The 19,302-nt window shown below is 72.1% G+C and carries 18 protein-coding genes and 3 pseudogenes; 11 read left to right on the top strand and 10 right to left on the bottom strand.

Annotated elements, in window-relative coordinates:
- A pseudogene (locus tag ACWBNA_RS09280) lies at positions 1-528 on the top strand (serine/threonine protein kinase); the annotation flags it as partial.
- Here ACWBNA_RS09280 and ACWBNA_RS09285 read toward each other — a convergent pair.
- Together ACWBNA_RS09285 and ACWBNA_RS09290 are read right to left on the bottom strand one after the other, a co-directional pair.
- Positions 474-1,268 (bottom strand): hypothetical protein, encoded by a 795-nt coding sequence (locus tag ACWBNA_RS09285; protein WP_482703770.1) that lies wholly within the window; start codon positions 1,266-1,268, stop codon positions 474-476. The pseudogene ACWBNA_RS09280 and the gene ACWBNA_RS09285 sit on opposite strands and share 55 nt — an antisense overlap.
- Positions 1,269-1,275: 7 nt before the next feature.
- A complete protein-coding gene (locus tag ACWBNA_RS09290) occupies positions 1,276-2,337 on the bottom strand; it encodes a LacI family DNA-binding transcriptional regulator (RefSeq protein WP_482703973.1) in 1,062 nt (353 codons plus the stop codon).
- 215 nt (positions 2,338-2,552) lie between these two features.
- Between ACWBNA_RS09290 and ACWBNA_RS09295 the strand changes: the two genes are divergently transcribed.
- The 4 genes from ACWBNA_RS09295 to ACWBNA_RS09310 all read left to right on the top strand — a co-directional run bounded on the left by ACWBNA_RS09295 (position 2,553) and on the right by ACWBNA_RS09310 (position 6,064).
- Complete coding sequence (locus ACWBNA_RS09295; protein ID WP_482703771.1) at positions 2,553-3,506, top strand: ROK family protein; 954 nt, start codon at positions 2,553-2,555, stop codon at positions 3,504-3,506.
- A 137-nt stretch (positions 3,507-3,643) separates the two neighbouring features.
- A complete protein-coding gene (locus ACWBNA_RS09300) occupies positions 3,644-4,654 on the top strand; it encodes a TIGR01777 family oxidoreductase (RefSeq protein ID WP_482703772.1) in 1,011 nt (336 codons plus the stop codon).
- 31 nt (positions 4,655-4,685) lie between these two features.
- The gene (locus ACWBNA_RS09305; protein WP_482703773.1) at positions 4,686-4,880 is read left to right on the top strand and encodes a hypothetical protein; all 195 of its coding nucleotides are present in this window, start codon (positions 4,686-4,688) and stop codon (positions 4,878-4,880) included.
- 143 nt (positions 4,881-5,023) lie between these two features.
- Positions 5,024-6,064, top strand: coding sequence for an NUDIX hydrolase (locus ACWBNA_RS09310; protein WP_482703774.1), 1,041 nt, complete (start codon positions 5,024-5,026; stop codon positions 6,062-6,064).
- On the opposite strand, the gene ACWBNA_RS09315 is transcribed toward ACWBNA_RS09310, so the two are convergent.
- The 3 genes and pseudogenes from ACWBNA_RS09315 to ACWBNA_RS09325 form a co-directional block, all read right to left on the bottom strand.
- Entirely contained in the window at positions 6,054-7,109 is a 1,056-nt protein-coding gene (locus ACWBNA_RS09315; protein ID WP_482703775.1) for a protein kinase family protein, read from the bottom strand. The two genes, ACWBNA_RS09310 and ACWBNA_RS09315, sit on opposite strands and share 11 nt — an antisense overlap.
- A gap of 22 nt (positions 7,110-7,131) precedes the next feature.
- A pseudogene (locus ACWBNA_RS09320) lies at positions 7,132-7,822 on the bottom strand (MBL fold metallo-hydrolase).
- 70 nt (positions 7,823-7,892) lie between these two features.
- Positions 7,893-9,248 carry a M20/M25/M40 family metallo-hydrolase gene (locus ACWBNA_RS09325; RefSeq protein ID WP_482703776.1) on the bottom strand — a complete coding sequence of 452 codons (1,356 nt, stop codon included), beginning with the start codon at positions 9,246-9,248 and terminating at the stop codon, positions 7,893-7,895.
- A 134-nt stretch (positions 9,249-9,382) separates the two neighbouring features.
- Between ACWBNA_RS09325 and ACWBNA_RS09330 the strand changes: the two genes are divergently transcribed.
- Positions 9,383-10,621: a geranylgeranyl reductase family protein gene (locus ACWBNA_RS09330; RefSeq protein ID WP_482703777.1), complete on the top strand. Its 1,239-nt coding sequence runs from the start codon at positions 9,383-9,385 to the stop codon at positions 10,619-10,621.
- On the opposite strand, the gene ACWBNA_RS09335 is transcribed toward ACWBNA_RS09330, so the two are convergent.
- A complete protein-coding gene (locus ACWBNA_RS09335) occupies positions 10,611-11,060 on the bottom strand; it encodes a nitroreductase family deazaflavin-dependent oxidoreductase (protein WP_482703778.1) in 450 nt (149 codons plus the stop codon). The genes ACWBNA_RS09330 and ACWBNA_RS09335 overlap by 11 nt on opposite strands.
- A gap of 166 nt (positions 11,061-11,226) precedes the next feature.
- Between ACWBNA_RS09335 and ACWBNA_RS09340 the strand changes: the two genes are divergently transcribed.
- From ACWBNA_RS09340 to ACWBNA_RS09350, 3 genes are all read left to right on the top strand, one after another.
- The gene (locus tag ACWBNA_RS09340; RefSeq protein WP_482703779.1) at positions 11,227-11,928 is read left to right on the top strand and encodes a TetR/AcrR family transcriptional regulator; all 702 of its coding nucleotides are present in this window, start codon (positions 11,227-11,229) and stop codon (positions 11,926-11,928) included.
- Positions 11,929-12,028: 100 nt separating this feature from the next.
- Complete coding sequence (locus ACWBNA_RS09345) at positions 12,029-13,264, top strand: sensor histidine kinase (protein ID WP_482703780.1); 1,236 nt, start codon at positions 12,029-12,031, stop codon at positions 13,262-13,264.
- Positions 13,261-13,926, top strand: coding sequence for a response regulator (locus ACWBNA_RS09350; protein WP_482703781.1), 666 nt, complete (start codon positions 13,261-13,263; stop codon positions 13,924-13,926). The genes ACWBNA_RS09345 and ACWBNA_RS09350 overlap by 4 nt, the downstream gene beginning before the upstream one ends.
- On the opposite strand, the gene ACWBNA_RS09355 is transcribed toward ACWBNA_RS09350, so the two are convergent.
- Both ACWBNA_RS09355 and ACWBNA_RS09360 read right to left on the bottom strand, forming a co-directional pair.
- Positions 13,887-14,312 (bottom strand): DUF6332 family protein, encoded by a 426-nt coding sequence (locus tag ACWBNA_RS09355; protein WP_482703782.1) that lies wholly within the window; start codon positions 14,310-14,312, stop codon positions 13,887-13,889. The two genes, ACWBNA_RS09350 and ACWBNA_RS09355, sit on opposite strands and share 40 nt — an antisense overlap.
- Positions 14,313-14,386: 74 nt before the next feature.
- Complete coding sequence (locus tag ACWBNA_RS09360) at positions 14,387-15,865, bottom strand: MFS transporter (protein ID WP_482703783.1); 1,479 nt, start codon at positions 15,863-15,865, stop codon at positions 14,387-14,389.
- A gap of 85 nt (positions 15,866-15,950) precedes the next feature.
- On the opposite strand from ACWBNA_RS09360, the gene ACWBNA_RS09365 reads away from it, so the two are divergent.
- Positions 15,951-16,343 (top strand): MarR family winged helix-turn-helix transcriptional regulator, encoded by a 393-nt coding sequence (locus ACWBNA_RS09365; RefSeq protein ID WP_482703784.1) that lies wholly within the window; start codon positions 15,951-15,953, stop codon positions 16,341-16,343.
- Between the two features lie 13 nt (positions 16,344-16,356).
- On the opposite strand, the gene ACWBNA_RS09370 is transcribed toward ACWBNA_RS09365, so the two are convergent.
- Together ACWBNA_RS09370 and ACWBNA_RS09375 are read right to left on the bottom strand one after the other, a co-directional pair.
- Positions 16,357-17,091 carry a maleylpyruvate isomerase family mycothiol-dependent enzyme gene (locus ACWBNA_RS09370; protein ID WP_482703785.1) on the bottom strand — a complete coding sequence of 245 codons (735 nt, stop codon included), beginning with the start codon at positions 17,089-17,091 and terminating at the stop codon, positions 16,357-16,359.
- A 114-nt stretch (positions 17,092-17,205) separates the two neighbouring features.
- A complete protein-coding gene (locus ACWBNA_RS09375) occupies positions 17,206-18,405 on the bottom strand; it encodes an MFS transporter (protein ID WP_482703786.1) in 1,200 nt (399 codons plus the stop codon).
- Positions 18,406-19,054: 649 nt separating this feature from the next.
- Here ACWBNA_RS09375 and ACWBNA_RS09380 point away from each other — a divergent pair.
- Positions 19,055-19,291 (top strand): annotated as a pseudogene (locus ACWBNA_RS09380) (GDSL-type esterase/lipase family protein); the annotation flags it as partial.
- Positions 19,292-19,302 lie beyond the last annotated feature (11 nt).

The raw sequence follows: 19,302 nt of genomic DNA on the forward strand, positions 1-19,302 counted from the left end.
GGCTCGGCCGGCGCCTCCTCGGCGGCGGACCGGGCCGCGGCCGGCCGCACGGGCGGTCCCGAGCCGACCGAGAAGGAGGTCGCCGACAAGGTTCCGTCGGCGACCGGGTCCAAGCGCGGCGGGACCGACACCACGCCCTCCGGCGGGGCCACCGCCTCCGCCCCGGCCAAGACGCCGGGGAACGGCACCGACGACAGCACCCCCGGCGGCGGTTCGGGAGGCAGCGACACGGCGACCACCGCGGCCCCCGCCTGCAAATCCATCGGCGGCGGCAAGTACAACTGCGAGCTCTGGCGCACCGCGAAGTCGTACACGGCCTCCGGCACCGAGGTCGGCGTCCTCAACGAGGGCACCAACTACTTCTACTGCCAGCAGAACCTGGGCCGCCGCGAGACATCCGGCGAGTGGACCAACGTCTGGTGGGCGAAGACGGACGACGACAGCGGCAACACCGGCGTCTACGTCTCCGACGTCTACGTCATGGGCGGCGACAACGACGAGCCGGTCCCGGGGCTCCCGGTCTGCTGAACCCGCACGTAGCGCTCCAGGCCGGAATCCGTCACCCGCTTCTCGTCCTTGAACAGCCGCGTACCCCGCTCGCACAGATGCCGGTCGGCACGGGCCCGCGCGCAGAACTCCTCGGGCGTGACCCCGAACAGCTCCCTCAGCCGGGCCGATCCCACGAGAAGCTCGGTGAGCAGCGCCCGCTGGCCCGGGTGCGTGCGGGGGGCGCCGGTGCCGTCGTGCAGCACGCCGTGGCGGTTGACGTACGCGTACACGCCCGGCAGCGTCACCCCGGCCCCCAGCTCGACCCGCACCTCGGGCGCGGACAGAAAGGCGCGGCCGAAGTTGCCGTTGGGCAGCGGCACGCCCTCGCTCGCGTCGATCACCGCGAGCTGCTCGGTGTCGAGCCAGATGACGAACAGCTCCCGTACGCTGCCCGGCGCGTGGAAGGGCGACGCGGACACGTATCCCATACGGCTCACATGCGCGGAGACGCCCACGTCGACGCCCGTGACCGTGGCCTTCACCATCGGGATGGGAGAGACGATTCCGCATTGGGCCATCTTGTGGCGGAGCTGGCCGGGGCTGGCGTTGGAGCCGACCGCGAGGACGGGCGTGCGGTCCTGGTGGACGAGCTGGTCGTGGGGGAGGAAGTGGTCCCCGTCGAGGAGCCCGGAATCCTGCGGCCAGGTTCCCGGATAGAGGAGCGGACGGTTGCGCGGGGCCTCGGCGAGACCGAGGGCGAGGAGGGTGCGGTTCTTCATGGCGCGCTCAGTCCGCCGGCGGCAGTTCGCCCGAGCCGCGGGTGACCAGCCGGGTCGGCAGCTCGATCCGCTCCGGGGTGAGCTGGGTGCCGTCCAGCTGGCGGAAGAGACGCTCGGCGGCCGTACGGCCCAGGGTCGCCGCGTCCTGGGCCACGACCGTGACGCCCGGCTGGAGCAGGTCGGCGAGTTCGATGTCGTCGAAGCCCACGAGGGCGACCCGGCGGACCTGCTCGGCGAGGACGCGGATCACGGTGACCGTCACCCGGTTGTTGCCCGCGAAGACGGCGGTGACGGGGGACGGGCCGGACAGCATCTCCTCGGCAGCCCGCCGCACCCGCCCGGGGTCGGTGACCCCCAGGGACATCCAGGCGTCCTCCACCGGTATGCCCGCGTCCTCCATGGCGGCCCGGTAGCCGCGCAGCCGCTCGGCGGCGGTGTGGATGCGGGGCATGTCGCCGATGAACCCGATCCGCCGGTGCCCGTGGGCGATGAGGTGGGCCACGCCGTCGCGGGCGCCGCCGTGGTTGTCCGACAGGACCACGTCGGCGTCGATCTTCCCGGCCGGGCGGTCCACGAAGACCGTCGCGACCCCCGCCTTCAGCTCGGGCTCGAGGTAGCGGTGGTCGTCGCCGGCCGGGATCACCACCAGCCCGTCCACCCGCCGCGCGCACAGCGCCAGCACCAACTCCTGCTCGCGGTCCGGGTCCTCGGCGCTGGAGCCGTTGATCAGCAGTGCTCCGTGGGCCCGGGCCACCTCCTCCACGGCACGGCTGAGCGGGCCGTAGAAGGGGTCCGCCAGGTCCTCCAGGACCAGGCCGATGCTGGCGGTGCGGCCCTTGCGCAGCACCCGCGCGCTGTCGTTGCGCCTGAAGCCGAGCGCGTCGATGGCCTCCTGGACGCGGCGCTCCGTCTCGGTGGTGACACCGGGCTCCCCGTTGACCACGCGCGAGACCGTCTTCAGTCCGACACCGGCCCGTGCGGCCACGTCCTTCATGGTCGGACGGTTGCCGTAGCGGCTCGCGGAGATGCCGCCCGCGAAGCGGTCTGCTCGGCTGTGGGTCTCGGGCACGATGTGGTGTCCTGTCCTGTCGTCCACGGGGGTGCGCAGTTCCATGATGTTGTATGAGGATGTGGCGTCGAGCATAGAACCTGGACAACGTTGTCAGATGCGGGAGACACTGTCGAGCGCAATCTCCGGCCTGCGCCCCCACCGCGAACCGGCCTGCTGTTTCTCATGACTGTTGCCAAGGTTGTTCTCATGTCCGACGGGGAGATCCGACACTGATGCACACCGACCTAGTGGCCGCGCTCGACATCGGCGGCACCAAGATCGCCGGGGCGCTGGTCGACGGCCACGGCCGGATCCAGGCCCGAGCGCAGCGCGCCACGCCCGCCCGGGAGGACGGCGAGACCGTGATGCGCGCCGTCGAGGAGGTGCTCGGTGAGCTGACCGCCTCGCCTCTGTGGGGACACGTCACGGCGCTCGGCATCGGCAGCGCCGGTCCGGTGGACGCGTCCACCGGCACGGTGAGCCCGGTGAACGTGCCCGGCTGGCGCGACTACCCACTGGTCCACCGGGTTCGGGCCGCGGCCGGTGGGCTGCCCGTCGAGCTGATCGGCGACGGCGTCGCGATCACGGCCGCCGAGCACTGGCAGGGCGCGGCCCGCGGCCACGACAACGCCCTGTGCATGGTGGTCTCGACGGGCGTCGGGGGCGGCCTGGTCCTGGGCGGCCACCTGCACCCGGGCCCGACCGGCAACGCCGGTCACATCGGCCACATCAGCGTCGACCTCGACGGTGATCTGTGCCCGTGCGGCTCGCGCGGCTGCGTGGAGCGGATCGCCAGCGGCCCCAACATCGCCCGGCGGGCGATCGAGAACGGCTGGCGGCCCGGCCCGGACGGCGACGCGTCCGCCGCCGCGGTGGCCGCCGCCGCCCGGGCCGGCGATCCGGTCGCCGTGGCCTCCTTCGAGCGGGCCGCCCAGGCGCTGGCCGCCGGGATCGCGGCCACCGCGACCCTCGTGGAGATCGACGTCGTCGTCATCGGCGGAGGCGTCGGCAAGGCGGGCGACGTGCTGTTCACGCCTCTGCGCAAGGCGCTGACCCACTACGCGACCCTGTCCTTCGTGCAGCGCCTGACGATCACGCCCGCCCAGATGGGCACCGACGCGGGGCTGGTGGGGGCGGCCGCGGCGGCGCTCACCAGACGGACCGACCCCGCAGCGGCGGGAGTCTGACGCACTCGGCAGGAACGTTTGCTCGTAGCTCGGCCGACCCGAACCGGGTCGGCCGAGCTACGTGTTTCACGGCACACCCTTCGTTTTGAACACGTTCAACTTTTCACGCTAGGCTTGCCCCAACGAAGGGGGAGCCCATGAAGATCGTCATTCCCGGAGGAACCGGACAGGTCGGCACGGTCCTCGACCGCGCCCTGACCGCCGCGGGCCACGAGGTCGTCGTCCTGACGCGGCGACCGGAGCGGGAACGCGAGGTCGGCTGGGACGGGGAGACGCCGGGCGGGTGGACCCAGGAGATCGACGGCAGCGACGTCGTGATCAACCTGGCCGGCCGCAGCGTCAGCTGCCGCTACACCGCGGCCAACCTGCGGGCCATGATGGACTCGCGGGTACGGTCCACACGGGCCGTGGGCGAGGCGATAGCGGCCTCGGTACGGCCGCCCCGGGTCTGGCTCCAGATGAGTACGGCCACCGTCTACGCCCACCGCTTCGACGCCCCGAACGACGAGGAGACGGGCGTGATCGGGGGCGGCGAGCCCGGCGTACCCCACTACTGGGCCTACAGCGTCGAGATCGCCAGGAACTGGGAACTGGCCCAGCAGCAGGCCGTCACCCCGCACACCCGCAAGGTCGCCCTGCGCTCGGCCATGGTGATGAGCCCCGACCGTGGCGGCGTCTTCCATGTGCTGTCGCGGCTGGCGCGGCTCGGACTCGGCGGTCCGGTCGCGGGCGGTGCCCAGTACGTGTCCTGGATCCACGACCGTGACTTCGTCCGCGCTGTCGAGTTCCTGATCGACCGCGACGACATCGACGGGCCGGTGAACCTCGCCGCTCCCGGGCCGCTGCCGCAGCGCGCGTTCATGCGCGACCTGCGCTCCGCGTGGCGCGTTCCAGCGGGCCTGCCCGCGACGAAAGGCATGGCGGAGATCGGCGCTTTCGTGCTGCGCTCGGACACCGAACTCCTTCTCAAGAGCCGCCGCGTCGTCCCTGGCCGCCTGCTCGACGCGGGCTTCGCCTTCGACCACGCCGAGTGGCCGGGAGCCGCCGACGACCTGGTCGGGCGGCTGCGCGGCGGGTCCGGATCCGCCGCAAGCGCCCTTCGGCGGCGGGTTCCCGCGCTGCCGCGATCACTTCGGAGCCGGGCGTGACCCTCGCGGCCGTTCGCCAGTTGAACCCGGCATGAAGAAGCGCAGCATGCTCGCCATCGCCTCCCTCGCCACCGGCTTCGTCGTCGCGGCGGTCTCCCCTTCCCACGCCGCGGGGGAGGAAAAGAACGACCTCGACGTCGACAAGACCCTCAGTGCCCTCGACCAGACCATCTCCAGCGAGAGCCTGGCTGACCTGGACGAGGGCACCCTCGGTCAGAACGGCTGACGAGGTCGCTCGGCAGGACCGTGGCGCCGGCGCCCCCGGACGAAGGGGGCGCCGACGCCCGCTCGTGCGCCCTCAACTGCGGCTGGTTTTCGTGGCAGGGTGGAGCGGGCAAGCCTCAGGGGGCCGGTAGCAGAGGGGGAAACGTGATCGTCTGGGTCAACGGCGCGTTCGGTGCGGGGAAGACCACCACCGCACGGGAACTGATCGAACTGATCCCGAACAGCACGCTCTTCGACCCTGAGGTCATAGGCGGAGCACTCTGGCACCTGTTGCCGCCCAAACACCTCGCCGAGGTCGGCGACTTCCAGGACCTGCCGATCTGGCGGCGACTCGTGATCGACACGGCGGCGGCGATGCTCGCCGAACTGGGCGGGACCCTGGTGGTCCCGATGACCCTGCTGCGCCAGGACTACCGGGACGAGATCTTCGGCGGCCTGGCCGCGCGCCGGGTCACCATCCAGCATGTTCTTCTCGCTCCGGCGGAAACGATCCTGCGTGAGCGAATAGCCGGGCGGGAGATCCCGCCGGCCCTGCCCGACGGCGAGATACGGCTACGGCAGTGGGCGTACGACCACATCGAGCCGTACCGGACCGCCCTCGCCTCCTGGCTCACCGCGGACGCCCACCTGATCGACAGCAGTGCCCTCACGCCGTACGAGACCGCCGCACGGATCGCGGAGGCCGTCAGTGCCGGGAACGTGCCGGTGTGCGACATCGTGCAGACGCCCGAGCCGACCGCCGAGACGCTCGCGGCGGGCGTCCTGCTCTTCGACGAGCAGGACCGGGTGCTGCTCGTGGACCCCACCTACAAGGCCGGCTGGGAGTTTCCCGGCGGCGTCGTCGAATCCGGCGAGGCCCCCGCCCGCGCCGGCATCCGCGAGGTCGAGGAGGAGACCGGGATCCGCCTGGACGACGTGCCCCGCCTCCTCGTCGCCGACTGGGAGCCGCCCGCGCCCCCCGGTTACGGCGGTCTGCGTTTCCTCTTCGACGGAGGCCGGCTCGACTCCGCCGACGCCGCGCGTCTGCTGCTGCCCGGCCCCGAGCTGCGTGGCTGGTGCTTCGCCACCGAGGAGGAGGCCGCCGACCTGCTGCCGCCCGTCCGCTACGAGCGGCTGCGGTGGGCTCTGCGGGCGCGGGAACGCGGCGCGGCGATGTATCTGGAGGCGGGGATCCCTACGCCATGACCTGCCGGTCGGTCACCTCACCGTACGGTGGGGGACAAGGCGTCAGCCTGCTCTCCTCCTGGAACCGTCGGCTGAACTCGGTCATGACCAGGGCCTGCCCGGCGTGCCGCGTGATGAGCGCGGCGGCGGCGTCCGGGATGCCGCGCGGCTGCTCGCCCTCGGCGCAGGCGCGGACGAACGCCTCCCGTTCCTCTCCCCGGTACCCGTACAGCTCGGTGACGAGCCAGATCACCAGGTACATGCGGGTGTAGGCGCGGTCGTAGTGCCGGTGCGCGTCGAAGAAGGCGCGCTCCGGCGGTGCCAGGCGGAAACGCGAGGACAGGGCGAGGCCGTGGTCGGTGAGGTAGAGCCGCCGGCCGTCGGTGAGGATGTTGTTGAAGTGGGCGTCGAAATGCAGGAGTCCGTGTTCGTGGAGGAAGGAGACGGCCTCCTCCAGTCCCTGTTCGACCAGCAGGCAGGCCGCCTCCGGGTCGCCGCTTTCCATCTGGGTGTGGAGCCAGTCGTGGAGGGTGGTGGGCAAGTACTCCAGGAACAGTGCCAGGTCCGCGGTCGCCGTCCGTCGTTCCTCGATGCGCTCGCGTACCTGCGGGCTACCGCCCCAGTAGGCGACGGCCCTCTCGACATCCGCGATCTCCTCGGGGAGGGGCTGTGCCTTGTCCGGCAGGATGCGCCAGTGGTGCAGCAGCGGGAAGCCCGTGAACCGCTCCGACAGCACCCAGTTCGTCGTCATCGTGTGCAGGGCGAGCTCTCGCCACGCGCCGATTCCGGGACTGGGGACGCTGCCGATGCCGTAATGGAAGTAGGTGGGCAGGCCGAAGAGGTTCGCGGTGGAGCGGACGTTCTCCGGCCGCCGCTCTGTATCGGTGAGCCGTACGCGCTTCACGAAGATGGGGATGCCGTCCACGTGGACCAGGGTCGAACGCCCGCCGATCCCAGAGCCGTTCGCCGTGCCGGACGCCACTAGTTGAGCGAGTTCGTGATCGCTGAGCAGATCGAGGGTCGTAGAGATGTCGCTGTGGCGGGCGAGACGTCCGTTGCGGGGCATCGTCTCATCATCGGCGCCCCGGTCAGTAGGTGTCCGCCGCTCTCCGCAGTGCTGTCGACGCCTGGCCGATCACCGGATCACCGTGGCCGAAACAGGCCAGGTCCGCCTCCCGTGTCGCCAATCGCCGGAACGAGTCGACGGCCTGGGCCCGGCCGAGGTTGAAGACGCCGAGCATCACGCTCGCGTCGACAGGGGAGGCGGCCACGGCGTCCCCGGTGAACAGCACGCCGTGGCGCGGGAGACGGAGTGCGATGCTGCCGTGCGAGTGACCGGGGATGTGGACGACGTCCGCTCCGCCGCCGAAGCCCAGGACGTCACCGTCCGACAGCTCGGTGACCTGCGGCGGGCGCGCGTACTCCCCCTGGGGCGGGTGCCGTACGGCCGCCGCGTGCAGGGGGCGCTTCCAGTCCTCGAACACCGGTGGCGGGCCGGGGACCTCCCCCCGTACGACGGGTGCGTCCAGGCGATGGGCCGGCACCTCGGTGCCGGTGGCCGCCGACAGTTCGGCGGCGCCGCCCACGTGCTCCTCGTGGAAGTGGGTGAGCACGATCCGCCGTACGCGTCAGGGCCGCGGCGACTTCGGCGATCGGCGCTCCGGAGCCCGGCGGTCCGGCGTCGATCAGCGTCAACTCGTCGCCGTCGCGCCATAGATAGGCCTGGCCGACCGGGAAGCGCAGGAGGCGCAGGCGCGGGAGGAGTTCGATGACGTCCATGGGACGACCGTAGAAAGGGCCCTCGTCCGGTGACGAGGGCCCTCTGCCGACAGCAGAGCGCGAGTTCGGCTCAGCCTGCCGCGTAGTTGCGCAGGAACAGGGCCTCCGCCACCGAGAGGTGCTCCAGCTCCTGCGGGGACACGCTCTCGTTCACCGCGTGGATCTGGGCCTCCGGCTCGCTCAGGCCGATGAGCAGGATCTCCGCGTGCGGATAGAGGGAGGCGAGGGTGTTGCACAGCGGGATGGAGCCGCCCTGGCCGGCGTACTGCATCTTCTGGCCCGGGTAGGCCACCGCCATCGCCTCGGTCATCGCCGCGTACGCCGGGCTGCTCGTGTCCGCGCTGAACGCCTGGCCCTGGCCGATCTGCTCGGTGCGCACCCGGGCACCCCACGGGGTGTGCGCCGCCACGTGGGCCTCGAGCAGCTTGGTCGCCTCGGCCGCGTCCACCCCCGGCGGCACCCGCAGGCTGATCAGCGCGCGGGCGCTCGCCTGCACCGACGGGGTGGCGCCGACGACCGGCGGGCAGTCGATGCCGAGCACCGTGACGGCCGGGCGGGCCCAGATGCGGTCGGCGACCGTGCCGGAACCGATCAGTCGCACGCCGTCCAGCACCTTCGCGTCCTGGCGGAACTGCTCCTCGTCGTACTGCAACCCGTCCCAGGACCTCTCCGGCGTGAGCCCGTCGACCACGGTCGAGCCGTCCTCCGCGCGCAGCGAGTCCAGTACGCGGATCAGGGCCCCGAGCGCGTCGGGGGCGGCGCCGCCGAACTGGCCGGAGTGCAGGTTGCCTTCGAGCGTGTCGACCTGGACGCGCAGCAGCGTCATGCCGCGCAGGGTGGAGGTGACCGTCGGCAGGCCGACCCGGAAGTTGCCCGCGTCGCCGATGACGATGGTGTCGGCCTCCAGGAGCTCGGGATGCTGCTCGGCGTACCGCTCCAGGCCGCCCGTGCCCATCTCCTCCGAACCCTCGGCGATGACCTTGACATGCACCGGGACGCCGCCGTTCGCCTTGAGCGCGCGCAACGCCAGCAGATGCATGATCACGCCGCCCTTGCAGTCCGCGGCCCCGCGCCCGTACCAGCGGCCGTCGCGCTCGGTCAGCTCGAAGGGCGGGGTGGTCCAGGCGGCCTCGTCCAGCGGCGGCTGCACGTCGTAGTGGGCGTAGAGCAGCACCGTCCTGGCCCCCGCGGGGCCGGGCAGGTAGCCGTACACCGACTGGGTGCCGTCGGGGGTGTCGAGCAGGGCCACGTCCTGGAAGCCCTCGGCGGTCAGCGCGTCGGCGACCCACCGGGCGGCGCCCTCGCTCTCGCTCTTCGGGAACTGGTCGAAGTCCGCCACCGACTTGAAGGCCACCAGCTCGGTGAGCTCCGCCTTCGCCCTCGGCATCAGCGAGGCGACGGTCTCGGCGACCGGATTCGACGACATGGGCACGCTCCTTGTGGGTGCGACGTTGTACCGATGGGTGCCGTAGATCCTCCCACAGTGGCCGGAGAGGACGTCCGCCGTAGGATGCGGGGGGACAGGTGCGGCAGCGGCTTGATCGGGAGCAGTAGACCAACGTGAGCAGCGAGAACTCTTCGGCGGACGACGTGCAGCGGGTGTGGGACGTCGTCGTGGTGGGCGCGGGACCCGCGGGGGCCTCGGCCGCCTACGCGGCGGCGGTCGCGGGACGGCGCGTGCTGTTGCTGGAGAAGGCGGAGCTGCCGCGTTACAAGACGTGTGGCGGCGGCATCATCGGCCCCTCGCGCGATGCCCTGCCACCCGGCTTCGAGCTGCCGTTGCGGGACCGGGTGCACGCGGTGACGTTCTCGCACAACGGCCGCTTCGCCCGCACCCGTCGCTCCAGGCAGATGCTGTTCGGACTGATCAACCGGCCCGAGTTCGACCAGCAGCTGGTCGAGCACGCGCAGAAGGCGGGCGCGGAGCTGCGGACGGGCGTCACCGTCCAGCGGGTCGAGCAGCACGGCTCGTCCGTGCCCGACCGGCGCACGGTGGCGGTGGTCCTGCAGGGCGGTGAGACGGTGCTCGCGCGGGCGGTCGTCGGGGCCGACGGCAGCGCCAGTCGCATAGGAGCCCATGTCGGGGTGAAGCTCGACCAGGTGGACCTCGGCCTGGAGGTGGAGATCCCGGTGCCGGAGACGGTCGCCGAGGACTGGCAGGGACGGGTGCTGATCGACTGGGGGCCGATGCCCGGCAGCTACGGCTGGGTCTTCCCCAAGGGCGACACGCTCACGGTCGGTGTGATCTCCGCGCGCGGTGAAGGCGCCGCGACCAAGAGGTACCTGGAGGACTTCATCGGCAGGCTCGGTCTCGCCGGTTTCGAGCCGAGCATCTCCTCCGGCCACCTGACCCGCTGCCGCGCCGACGACTCCCCGCTGTCGCGTGGGCGGGTGCTGGTCTGCGGGGACGCGGCGGGGCTGCTGGAGCCGTGGACCCGCGAGGGCATCTCGTTCGCGCTGCGTTCCGGCCGGCTGGCGGGGGAGTGGGCGGTCCGGATCGCGGAGGCGCACGACGCGGTGGACGCCCGTCGGCAGGCCCTGAACTACGCGTTCGCGATCAAGGCCGGGCTCGGCGTCGAGATGAGCGTCGGGAAGCGGCTGCTGATCGCGTTCGAGCGGCGGCCCGGTCTGTTCCATGCAGGGCTGACCGGTATCCGCCCGGTCTGGAAGGCGTTCATGGACATCACCCGCGGCGCGACGTCGCTGGGCGAGATCGTCCGCACCCGTCCGATGGCCCAGCGTGCGCTGACCGCGCTGGACCGGCGGCAGTCCGGCCCCACCGGCGACGTCAGCCCGTGACCGTGATGCGGAAGACGGGGTGGTCGGGGGCGATCCGGCGCAGGTCGGCGTCCGGCGAGTCGGGGCCGACGCCGTTGAAGAAGACGCCGACCTCGGCCTTCCAGCGCTTGAGGTAGGCGCGCAGCAGCGGGACCTTGTCGTCACCGGTGACCTCGGTCGCGGTGAACGCGGCCACGGTCTTGCCGAGGTGCAGTTCGCCGCCGCCGGCCGCGCGCATGTTGTGCGTCCACTGCACGTGACCGCGAGGGGCGACCAGGTACTGCTGTCCGTCCACGGTCAGCAGGTTGACGGGGGTGGTCCGCCACTCGCCGCTCTTGCGGCCGCGGACCGCCAGGACCCGGGAGCCCCAGACGCTGATGCCCCGGCGGGTCATCCACGCCACGGCACGGTTCAGAACGTTGACGGTGAACCAGCCGGGCTTCTGGACGTGCGTGGTCATGAGGACTCCCGAAGAACCAGAAGAGCGTCGCTCTCTTTTGTGAGCACTGCTCTCGCCTGATAGAAAGCCTGCCCTGGATCGACGTCTAAAGCAAGAGCGCTGCTCTCTTTTTTGTTCATCGCTCTTGTTTGTGTGCAGCGCTCTCGCCTCATGGGACACTCGTCCCATGAGCAGCACCGCACACGGCGCCCGAGCCCGCGCCAGGATCGAAGTCACCGCGGCCATCAAGGACGAGGCGCGCAGACAGCTCGCGGCCGAAGGTGCCGCCAAGCTCTCGCTGCGTGCCGTGGCCCGCGAACTCGGCATGGTCTCCTCCGCGCTGTACCGCTACTTCCCCAGCCGCGACGACCTGCTCACCGCACTCATCATCGACGCCTACGACTCTCTCGGCGAGACCGCGGAGCAGGCGCATGCCGCTGCCGCCGACGCCGGGCCCGTCCGACGCTGGTCGGCTGTGTGCGAGGCGGTGCGCGTGTGGGCGCTCGAGCATCCGCACGAGTACGCGCTGGTCTACGGATCGCCGGTTCCGGGCTACACCGCGCCGGAGTCCACCGTCCCGGCCGCTTCCCGTGTCGGCCTCGTCCTCATCGCCATCCTGCGCGACGCCCACCAGGCCTCCGGCCTGGCCGAGCCCACGCCACTGCCCGCGGAGCTGCGGTCCGAGGCCGACCGGATGACCGCCGACCTCGCCCCCGACCTCCCGCCCGAGACGGTCCCGGCACTCGTCGCGGCCTGGGCCCAGCTCGGCGGACTGATCGGCTTCGAGCTGTTCGGGCAGTTCAACCGGGTGGTGGAGGACCGCGAGCCGTTCTTCCGGCACGCGGTGACCCGACTCGCCCACGGGGTCGGACTGGTGGATCCGCCGTAAGGACGCGGCGCGCGGGCGGTCGGCGTACTTCACGGGGAGTATCCGTGAGCACCGCGCTCGGCCGACGCCGCCGGTGGTCCCGGCGTCTAGCGTTGCGGTCATGGACGTGGAACGCGTACGCGGGGGCGGCCCGCCGCGGTGGTGGCGGCACGGGCCGCCGTGGCTGGACCGCTGGGACGACGGGGAACGGCGTCCCCGGTGGCCGTGGCGGTCCACCGCGCTGTTCACCGTGTTCGTGCTCGTCGGGTCGAACTACGCGGCCGCCCAGCAGGCCGGCGAGCGAGCCTCCCTCGACGCCTTCGCGCGTGTCCTGCTGGTCCTGGCATCGGGCCTGCTGCTGTGGCGGTGGCGGCAGCCGGTGCTCGTCGTGTTCGGCACGGCGACGGCCGCCATGCTCTACCTGGGCGCGGGCTACCCGTACGGGCCCGTCTTCCTGGCGGTCGCGCTGGCCTGCTTCAACGCCGTCGTCACCGGGCACCGCCGGTCCGCCTGGGCCGCGCTGGGGGTGCTCTGGGCCGGGCATGTGCTGGTCGCGCACTGGCTGTACCGGTGGCTGCCGCCGGCCGGAGACCTGGCCGCCTCATGGGGACAGGAGGTCGTGGTCGCCACCTGGACGGTGCTGATCCTCGCGGTGTCGGAACTCGCCCGCACCCGGCGCGAGCAGTGGGCCCGTGAGCGGGCCGAGCGCGCGCAGGCGGCGCGGCGGCGGGCGGACGAGGAGCGGCTGCGGATCGCCCGTGAACTGCACGACGTCCTCGCGCACAGCATCTCGGTCATCAACGTGCAGGCGGGCGTCGGCCTCGCGCTCCTCGACGCCGACCCGGAGCAGGCCCGCACGGCGCTCACCACCATCAAGGCCGCGAGCAAGGAGGCGCTCGGCGAGGTCCGCCAGGTGCTCGACACGCTGCGCACCCCGGGGGACGCGCCGCGCGCACCGGCGCCCGGCCTCGACCGGCTCCCCGAACTGGTGGAACAGGCGGCGGGCGCGGGTCTCACCGTCGACGTCGAAGGGGAGCCGCCCCGGCTCGCCCCCGGCACGGACCTCGCCGCGTTCCGGATCGTCCAGGAGGCCCTCACCAACGTCGTACGGCACTCCGGTTCACGGCACGCGCGGGTGCGGCTCGATCACGACGAAGGAGCGCTGCGGCTGCGTATCGACGACGACGGACCAGCGACCGGCGCCGACGCGGGCGGCAGCGGCAACGGTCTGGCCGGAATGCGGGAGCGGGCCGCCGCGCTGGGTGGCACGATCGAGGCGGGCCCGCGGGCCGACGGAGGATTCCGGGTGCTGGCCGTGCTGCCGGCGAAGGCCAAGCACAAGGAGGACGACCGGTGATCCGCGTACTGCTCGCCGACGACCAGTCACTGGTGCGGGCCGGTTTCCGGGCGCTGCTCGACGCACAGCCGGACATCGACGTGGCGGGGGAGGCCGCCGACGGCGAGGAAGCGCTGCGCGGGGTGCGCGAACTGCGCCCCGACGTCGTGCTGATGGACATCCGCATGCCGCTGCTGGACGGCCTCGCCGCCACCCGGCGCATCACCGAGGACGCCGCGCTGAGCCAGGTCAAGGTGGTCATGCTCACCACCTTCGAACTCGACGAGTACGTCTTCGAGGCGATCCGTTCGGGCGCCTCCGGCTTCCTGGTCAAGGACACCGAGCCGGAGGAACTCCTGCGCGCCGTACGGTCCGTGGTCGGGGGCGACGCACTGCTCTCGCCGGGCGTGACCCGCCGCCTGATCGCCGAGTTCGCCGCCCGCTCCAAGGAACCGGCGGCCGCCGACGCCCTCGTCCAGCTCACCGAGCGGGAACGCGAGGTGATGGCCCTGGTCGGCATCGGCCTGTCCAACGACGAGATCGCCCGCCGCCTGTTCGTCAGCCCGCTCACCGCGAAGACCCATGTCAGCCGCACGATGGTCAAGCTGGGAGCCCGCGACCGGGCCCAACTCGTCGTGCTGGCCTACGAGTCGGGGTTGGTGCGGCCGGGGTGGCTGGGCTGAGGACGCCCCGGCCGGAAACGGACCAGCACGCTGACCACCCGGGCGAGGAAGAGGAGGGGTGCGAGCACCATGGCGGCGTGGAGCAGCAGCAGCTCCACGGTGGACGGCAGCGCGAACAGCAGCGCCGGACCCGCGATCGCCCCGAAGACGACCGCCGCCGCGAACACCGCGCTGAACAGCGCGTAGCCGATCTCGACGGTGATCGCGTCCCGCTCCGTCTGACCGCGCCGTCCCCCGTAACGCTCCATCCCGGAAGTCTCACAGGCGTGGGGCCGCGGGGGCGGGCCAGGCCCCCNCGCGAACACCGCGCTGAACAGCGCGTAGCCGATCTCGACGGTGATCGCGTCCCGCTCCGTCTGACCGCGCCGTCCCCCGTAACGCTCCATCCCGGAAGTCTCACAGGCGTGTGCCCGGCGGGGCAAGCAGGCCCCGCCGGGCACACGGCGTCGGAGACGGCCCCCTAGTCGCGTACGGTGACGCGCTCCGTCTCCTTCACAGTGGACTTGGCGACCACGACGGACTGCCGCGCGCGACGCGTCGGCCGCAGACCGGTGAGGGTGATCAGGAGGCCGGCCGCGGCGACCACGGTCACCACGACCAGTCCGGGCCGGTAGCTGTCCAGGACGGCCTGCGGGGTGGCGTTCTCGGGCGCGCCCGCGGTCACCACGGCGGTGACGATGGCCAGGAAGATCGCGCCGCCGACCTGGACGGAGGTGTTGAGCAGGCCGGAGACCATGCCCTGCTCGTGGTCCTCGACGCCGTTGGTGGCCTGGATGTTGAGGGACGGGAAGACCAGTGCGCAGGCGGCGCCGATGAGCAGCATCGACGGCAGGATGACCGCCGCGTACACCGGGTCGAGGTCGACCCGCAGGAACAGCGCGTACCCGACGACCATCAGCGCGAAGCCCGCCGCGATCAGCCGCTGGGTGCCGTAACGGTCGACGATCGAGCCGACCTTCGTCGAGGACAGTGCCACCAGCGCGCCCGCGGGCAGGAAGGCGAGCGCGGTGTGCAGTGCCGACCAGCCGAGCAGGGACTGCATGTAGAGCGTCACCAGGAACTGGAAGCCGACGTACGACCCGAAGAACGCCATCGCGCCGAGCTGGGCGCGGATCTGGGTGCCGGACCGCAGCACGCCGAGTCGGATCAGCGGGCCCGCCGAGCGCCGCTCGACCAGGACAAACACCGTGAGCAGGACGGCGACGGCGAGGAAGGAGGACAGCGTGCGGGCCGAGGTCCAGCCGACCTCCGGGGCCTGTACGACGGTGAACACCAGCAGCAGCATCGAGGCGGTGCCGAGGACGGCGCCGGGGATGTCGTACCCGTTGTGGTCCTTCTCCCGGGCGCTGCGCGGCAGCAGCTTCAGGCCGGCGGCCAGGGCGATCAGGGCGATGGGGGCGGGCAGCAGCATGGTCAGGCGCCAACTGGCCTCGGTGAGCAGGCCGGACAGCACCAGACCCATGGAGAAGCCGGTGGCGGCGCAGGTGGTGTAGATGGACAGGGCGCGGTTGCGCAGCGGGCCCTGCGGGAACGTCGTGGTGATGATCGACAGGCCGGCGGGGGCGGTGAAGGCCGCGCTCAGGCCCTTGATGAAGCGGCTGGCGATCAGCAGCGGGCCCGAGTCGACGAGGCCGCCGAGCAGTGAGGCGAGGGCGAAGACGCCGAGGGCGATCAGGAAGACCTGGCGTCGGCCCAGCAGGTCGGCGGCCCGTCCGCCGAGGAGCAGCAGGCCGCCGTAGCCCAGGATGTAGCCGCTGACGATCCATTGCAGCGTCGAGGTGGACAGGCCGAGGTCGGTGCCGATGGACGGCAGGGCGACGCCGACCATCGACACGTCCAGGGCGTCCAGGAACATCGCGGCGCACAGGACCAGCAGAGTGCCCCACAACCGGGGCGTCCAACGCCCTTCGGGCGCGGGTGTGGTGAGCGGAGAGGTCATGCCGGAGACACTACATGCGCATGCATCGAATGCAAGCGCATTTAATTCCCGTGCAATAAACTCGTTCCTCTGCTACGGTGCGCTCATGGCGGCGAAGAAGGCCGAGCAGACGCTCGCGGACCAGTGGCGGGACATCCTGGCGCTGCACGCGCGCACCCAGTGCGAACTCGACCGCGCACTGCACCAACACGGCCTGTGCGGCAGCGACTTCGAGGTGCTCGACGTCCTCGCCGAACAGCGCGCGGACGGCGTCTGTTCCTACCGCGTCCAGGAGATCTCCGAGCGCGTCCACCTCAGCCAGAGCGCCCTGTCCCGACTGGTCGCCAGGCTGGAGAAGGACGGTCTCGTCGAACGCGGGATGTGCGCGGAGGACCGGCGCGGCGTCCGCGTGGCCCTCACGCCGAAGGGCCGCGCGCTGCACGGCGACGTGCTGCCCCTGCAGCGCGCGGTACTGACGAAGATGCTGGCCGCCGGCTGAGCCGCACCCCGGCTCACCCGACGGCGGACTTCTCCCGCCACAGCTGTGCGACCGAGGCGTCCCCGGACACGGCCGGGAACGGCAGCCGGTTCCACAACGACAGATACAACTGCGCGGCGGGCCCGGCCACTTCACAGTCGGCCTCCCCGGTGTCGCCCCGCTCGGCAGCCGGCGGCTCCTGAGTCAGTCGTACGGTCCACAGCGCACCGTCGACGTCCGTCGCCCGCACCCGCAGCACGCGGGGTTCCTCGGTGCGCACCCTGCTCTTGGCGCGGGCGTGGAACCCGCGCAGCAGCTCGTCGACGCCGTCCACCGCGAAGCCGCCGGCGATCTCGCCCGGGGCGCCGCCCCTGGCCGCCTCGGCGTCGATCCGGTGCACGGCCGTCTCGTGCGCCTGCCGCCGGGCCCAGAACGCCAGCGGCGAGGGCGCGGGCAGGAAGTGCCAGCACCGGACGTCGGGGGAGGCGGAGCGCAGGGTGTCGACGAGCCGTTCGTGGCCTTCCCGGAACCAGGCCAGCAGCTCGGCGCCGTCGAGATCGGGCGACTCTTCCATGGGGTGGTACGAGGTGTGTCCCTCGGCGACGAACGCCGTCGCCCAGCGGTGCACCATGCCCGTGTGCCCCAGCAGGTCCGCCACCTGCCACCCCGGGCAGGTCGGCACCTTGGCACCGGTCCCGGCCTCCTCGGCGGCGGTGGCCAGCAGCCGGCCCTCTCGGTCAAGTGTCGCGATGAACTCGGCAGTCTCCATGGGGGGAGTGTGCCGGATGGAGTGCGTTCCAAGGGAAGGGATTTACGCGCGGCAGCCGCGGCCCGATGCCGATGCCCGGGTGAAGCGACCGTGCCGGGCCGCGGACACGTGTCATCAGCCTGTCGCCGCCCGGCGCATGACGAATCCGATCACCGCGGCGACCGCCGCCAGCACGGCGACGCTGGTGAGAGCGATCGGCAGGGAGAACCAGTCGGCCATGAAGCCGATGGCGGGCGGGCCGAGGAGCATGCCGCCGTAGCCGAGGGTGGAGGCGACGGCGACACCGGTGGGGCCTGCCAGGGCCCCGGCGCGTTCCACGGCGACCGGGAAGATGTTGGCGAGACCGAGTCCGGTGACGGCGAAGCCCAGGAGCACCATCCACACCTGCGGGGCGAGGGAGCCCAGCACCATGCCCACGGCCGCGGTGGCACCGCCCGCGACCACGGTCGGCGTCCGGCCGAGACGCTGGAGGAGCGTGCTGCCGGTCAGCCGGCCGACGGTCATCGCCAGCGCGAAAGACGAGTACCCCGCGGCCGCGATGCCGGGGGACGCGTCGAGGTCCTGCTGCAGGTGCAGGGCGCCCCAGTCGGCCAGGGCGCCCTCGCCGTACGCGGTGCACAGCGCGATCAGACCGAAGACCAGGACCGGTCCGCGGGTACGGCCGTCGAGGCGGACACCGGCGGGCTTCTCCCGCCGAACGTGCTCCGGTGGGACCGGAGGTTCGATGCGCAGCAGGGTGGGGCCGGCCGCGGCGGTCACCAGCAGGCCGACGACGGTCAGGCCGAGCAGGTGTTCGGTGGGGGAGAGGTGGTCGGCGACCAGTCCGCCGAGGCCCGCGCCGATCATGCCGCCGAGACTGAAGGCGGCGTGGAAGCTGGGCATGATCGGTCGCCGCAGGGCGGCCACCAGGTCGACGGCCGCACTGTTGAAGGCCACGTTGATCCCGCCGTACGCCGCGCCGAACACCAGCAGTACGGCGGCGAGCGCGGCCGCGGAGTGGGTGAGCGGGGGCAGCGCGACGCTCAGGGAAAGGAGGACTGCGCAGACGACGGTGACCCGGTGGTTGCCGTAGCGGCGGCAGAGGCGGCCGGTGAGGATCATCGTGATGACCGCGCCGGCGGAGACGCCCAGGAGAGCGAGGCCGAGGGTGCTGGCGGAGGCGTCGGTCTGCTCCTTGATGGCGGGGATGCGGACGACCCAGCCGGCGAAGACGAAGCCGTCGAGGGCGAAGAAGGCGGTGAGGACGACGCGGAGCCGGATGAGGGTGTTGCCCGGCACGACGTTGTGCGTTCGGGCTTTGTTTATTTGCGGCACAAATTCAGGCTAGGTGGGCACCGGGGAGAGGGCAAGGGAGCGTGGCGGCGACGGTAGGGGATGCCTCGCCGGAGTCTGAGCCGGGCCGCAGTCCGAGTCCGAGCCGTGGCTGGAGACGGGTCGCAGCCGGAGCCGGAGCCGGAGCCCGACCCGCAGCCACAGCCGTAGCCGCGGCCGCAGCCGGAGGGGCCTGGCGGGAGCCTGAGGCCGAGGCCGAGTCGGGCCGCAGCCGGAGCCGGGCCTCAGTCCGAGTCCGAGCTGCAGCTGGAGTCGGGCCCCAGCCGCGGCCGCGGCCGGAGGAGTCTGGCGGGACCTAGCCCGAGCCCGACTCGGGCCGCAGCCCTCGAGCCCGGATCCGCAGACGGAGGGCCTGGCGGGAGTCCGAGCCGTGTCGGGCCGCAGCCAGAGCCAGAGCCAGGGCCAGAGCCGGAATCGCAGCCGCGCAGCCGGAGCCCTGCCGCAGCCCGAGCCCGAGCCCGAGCCCCTGGCGCGGCCGCGCCAGTGCCTCGCCGGCGGGAAGAGCGAGGTGACGATCCCGGGCGGCGAGCAGGCGGCCAGTGATCAGGTCCGGCTCACTGTTCCCGCCCGCAGCGACCTGGTCGTCAGCCTGTACTTCCCGGGTCGGCTCACCCACATCAGCCAGCACTGGATGGGCCTCCAGACCGTCTACTGGACGCCCGACGGCGGCGGCGACCATGCCTCGGACGCGGCCGGGGACGCCTTCACCCGGACCGACTCCGCCTTCCCCTTCCTGACCGGAGTCGACGTACAGGGTGGAAGCACGGCGGGAGCCGTGGTGGCGCTCGGCGACTCCATCACCGACGGCGCGGCCTCCACGTCGAACGCCAACCGGCGCTGGCCCGACTATCTGGCCGGGCGGCTGGCGGCCTGCTCGTC

This window comes from Streptomyces sp. Q2 (assembly GCF_056820935.1).

What these genes read in the sequence shown, in the direction of transcription:
- ACWBNA_RS09285 (WP_482703770.1), bottom strand. Translation starts at nt 1,268, where the DNA reads ATGAAGAACCGCACCCTCCTCGCCCTCGGTCTCGCCGAGGCCCCGCGC.
- ACWBNA_RS09295 (WP_482703771.1), top strand. Translation starts at nt 2,553, where the DNA reads ATGCACACCGACCTAGTGGCCGCGCTCGACATCGGCGGCACCAAGATC.
- ACWBNA_RS09300 (WP_482703772.1), top strand. Translation starts at nt 3,644, where the DNA reads ATGAAGATCGTCATTCCCGGAGGAACCGGACAGGTCGGCACGGTCCTC.
- ACWBNA_RS09305 (WP_482703773.1), top strand. Translation starts at nt 4,686, where the DNA reads ATGAAGAAGCGCAGCATGCTCGCCATCGCCTCCCTCGCCACCGGCTTC.
- ACWBNA_RS09315 (WP_482703775.1), bottom strand. Translation starts at nt 7,109, where the DNA reads ATGCCCCGCAACGGACGTCTCGCCCGCCACAGCGACATCTCTACGACC.
- ACWBNA_RS09325 (WP_482703776.1), bottom strand. Translation starts at nt 9,248, where the DNA reads ATGTCGTCGAATCCGGTCGCCGAGACCGTCGCCTCGCTGATGCCGAGG.
- ACWBNA_RS09335 (WP_482703778.1), bottom strand. Translation starts at nt 11,060, where the DNA reads ATGACCACGCACGTCCAGAAGCCCGGCTGGTTCACCGTCAACGTTCTG.
- ACWBNA_RS09340 (WP_482703779.1), top strand. Translation starts at nt 11,227, where the DNA reads ATGAGCAGCACCGCACACGGCGCCCGAGCCCGCGCCAGGATCGAAGTC.
- ACWBNA_RS09345 (WP_482703780.1), top strand. Translation starts at nt 12,029, where the DNA reads ATGGACGTGGAACGCGTACGCGGGGGCGGCCCGCCGCGGTGGTGGCGG.
- ACWBNA_RS09360 (WP_482703783.1), bottom strand. Translation starts at nt 15,865, where the DNA reads ATGACCTCTCCGCTCACCACACCCGCGCCCGAAGGGCGTTGGACGCCC.
- ACWBNA_RS09365 (WP_482703784.1), top strand. Translation starts at nt 15,951, where the DNA reads ATGGCGGCGAAGAAGGCCGAGCAGACGCTCGCGGACCAGTGGCGGGAC.
- ACWBNA_RS09370 (WP_482703785.1), bottom strand. Translation starts at nt 17,091, where the DNA reads ATGGAGACTGCCGAGTTCATCGCGACACTTGACCGAGAGGGCCGGCTG.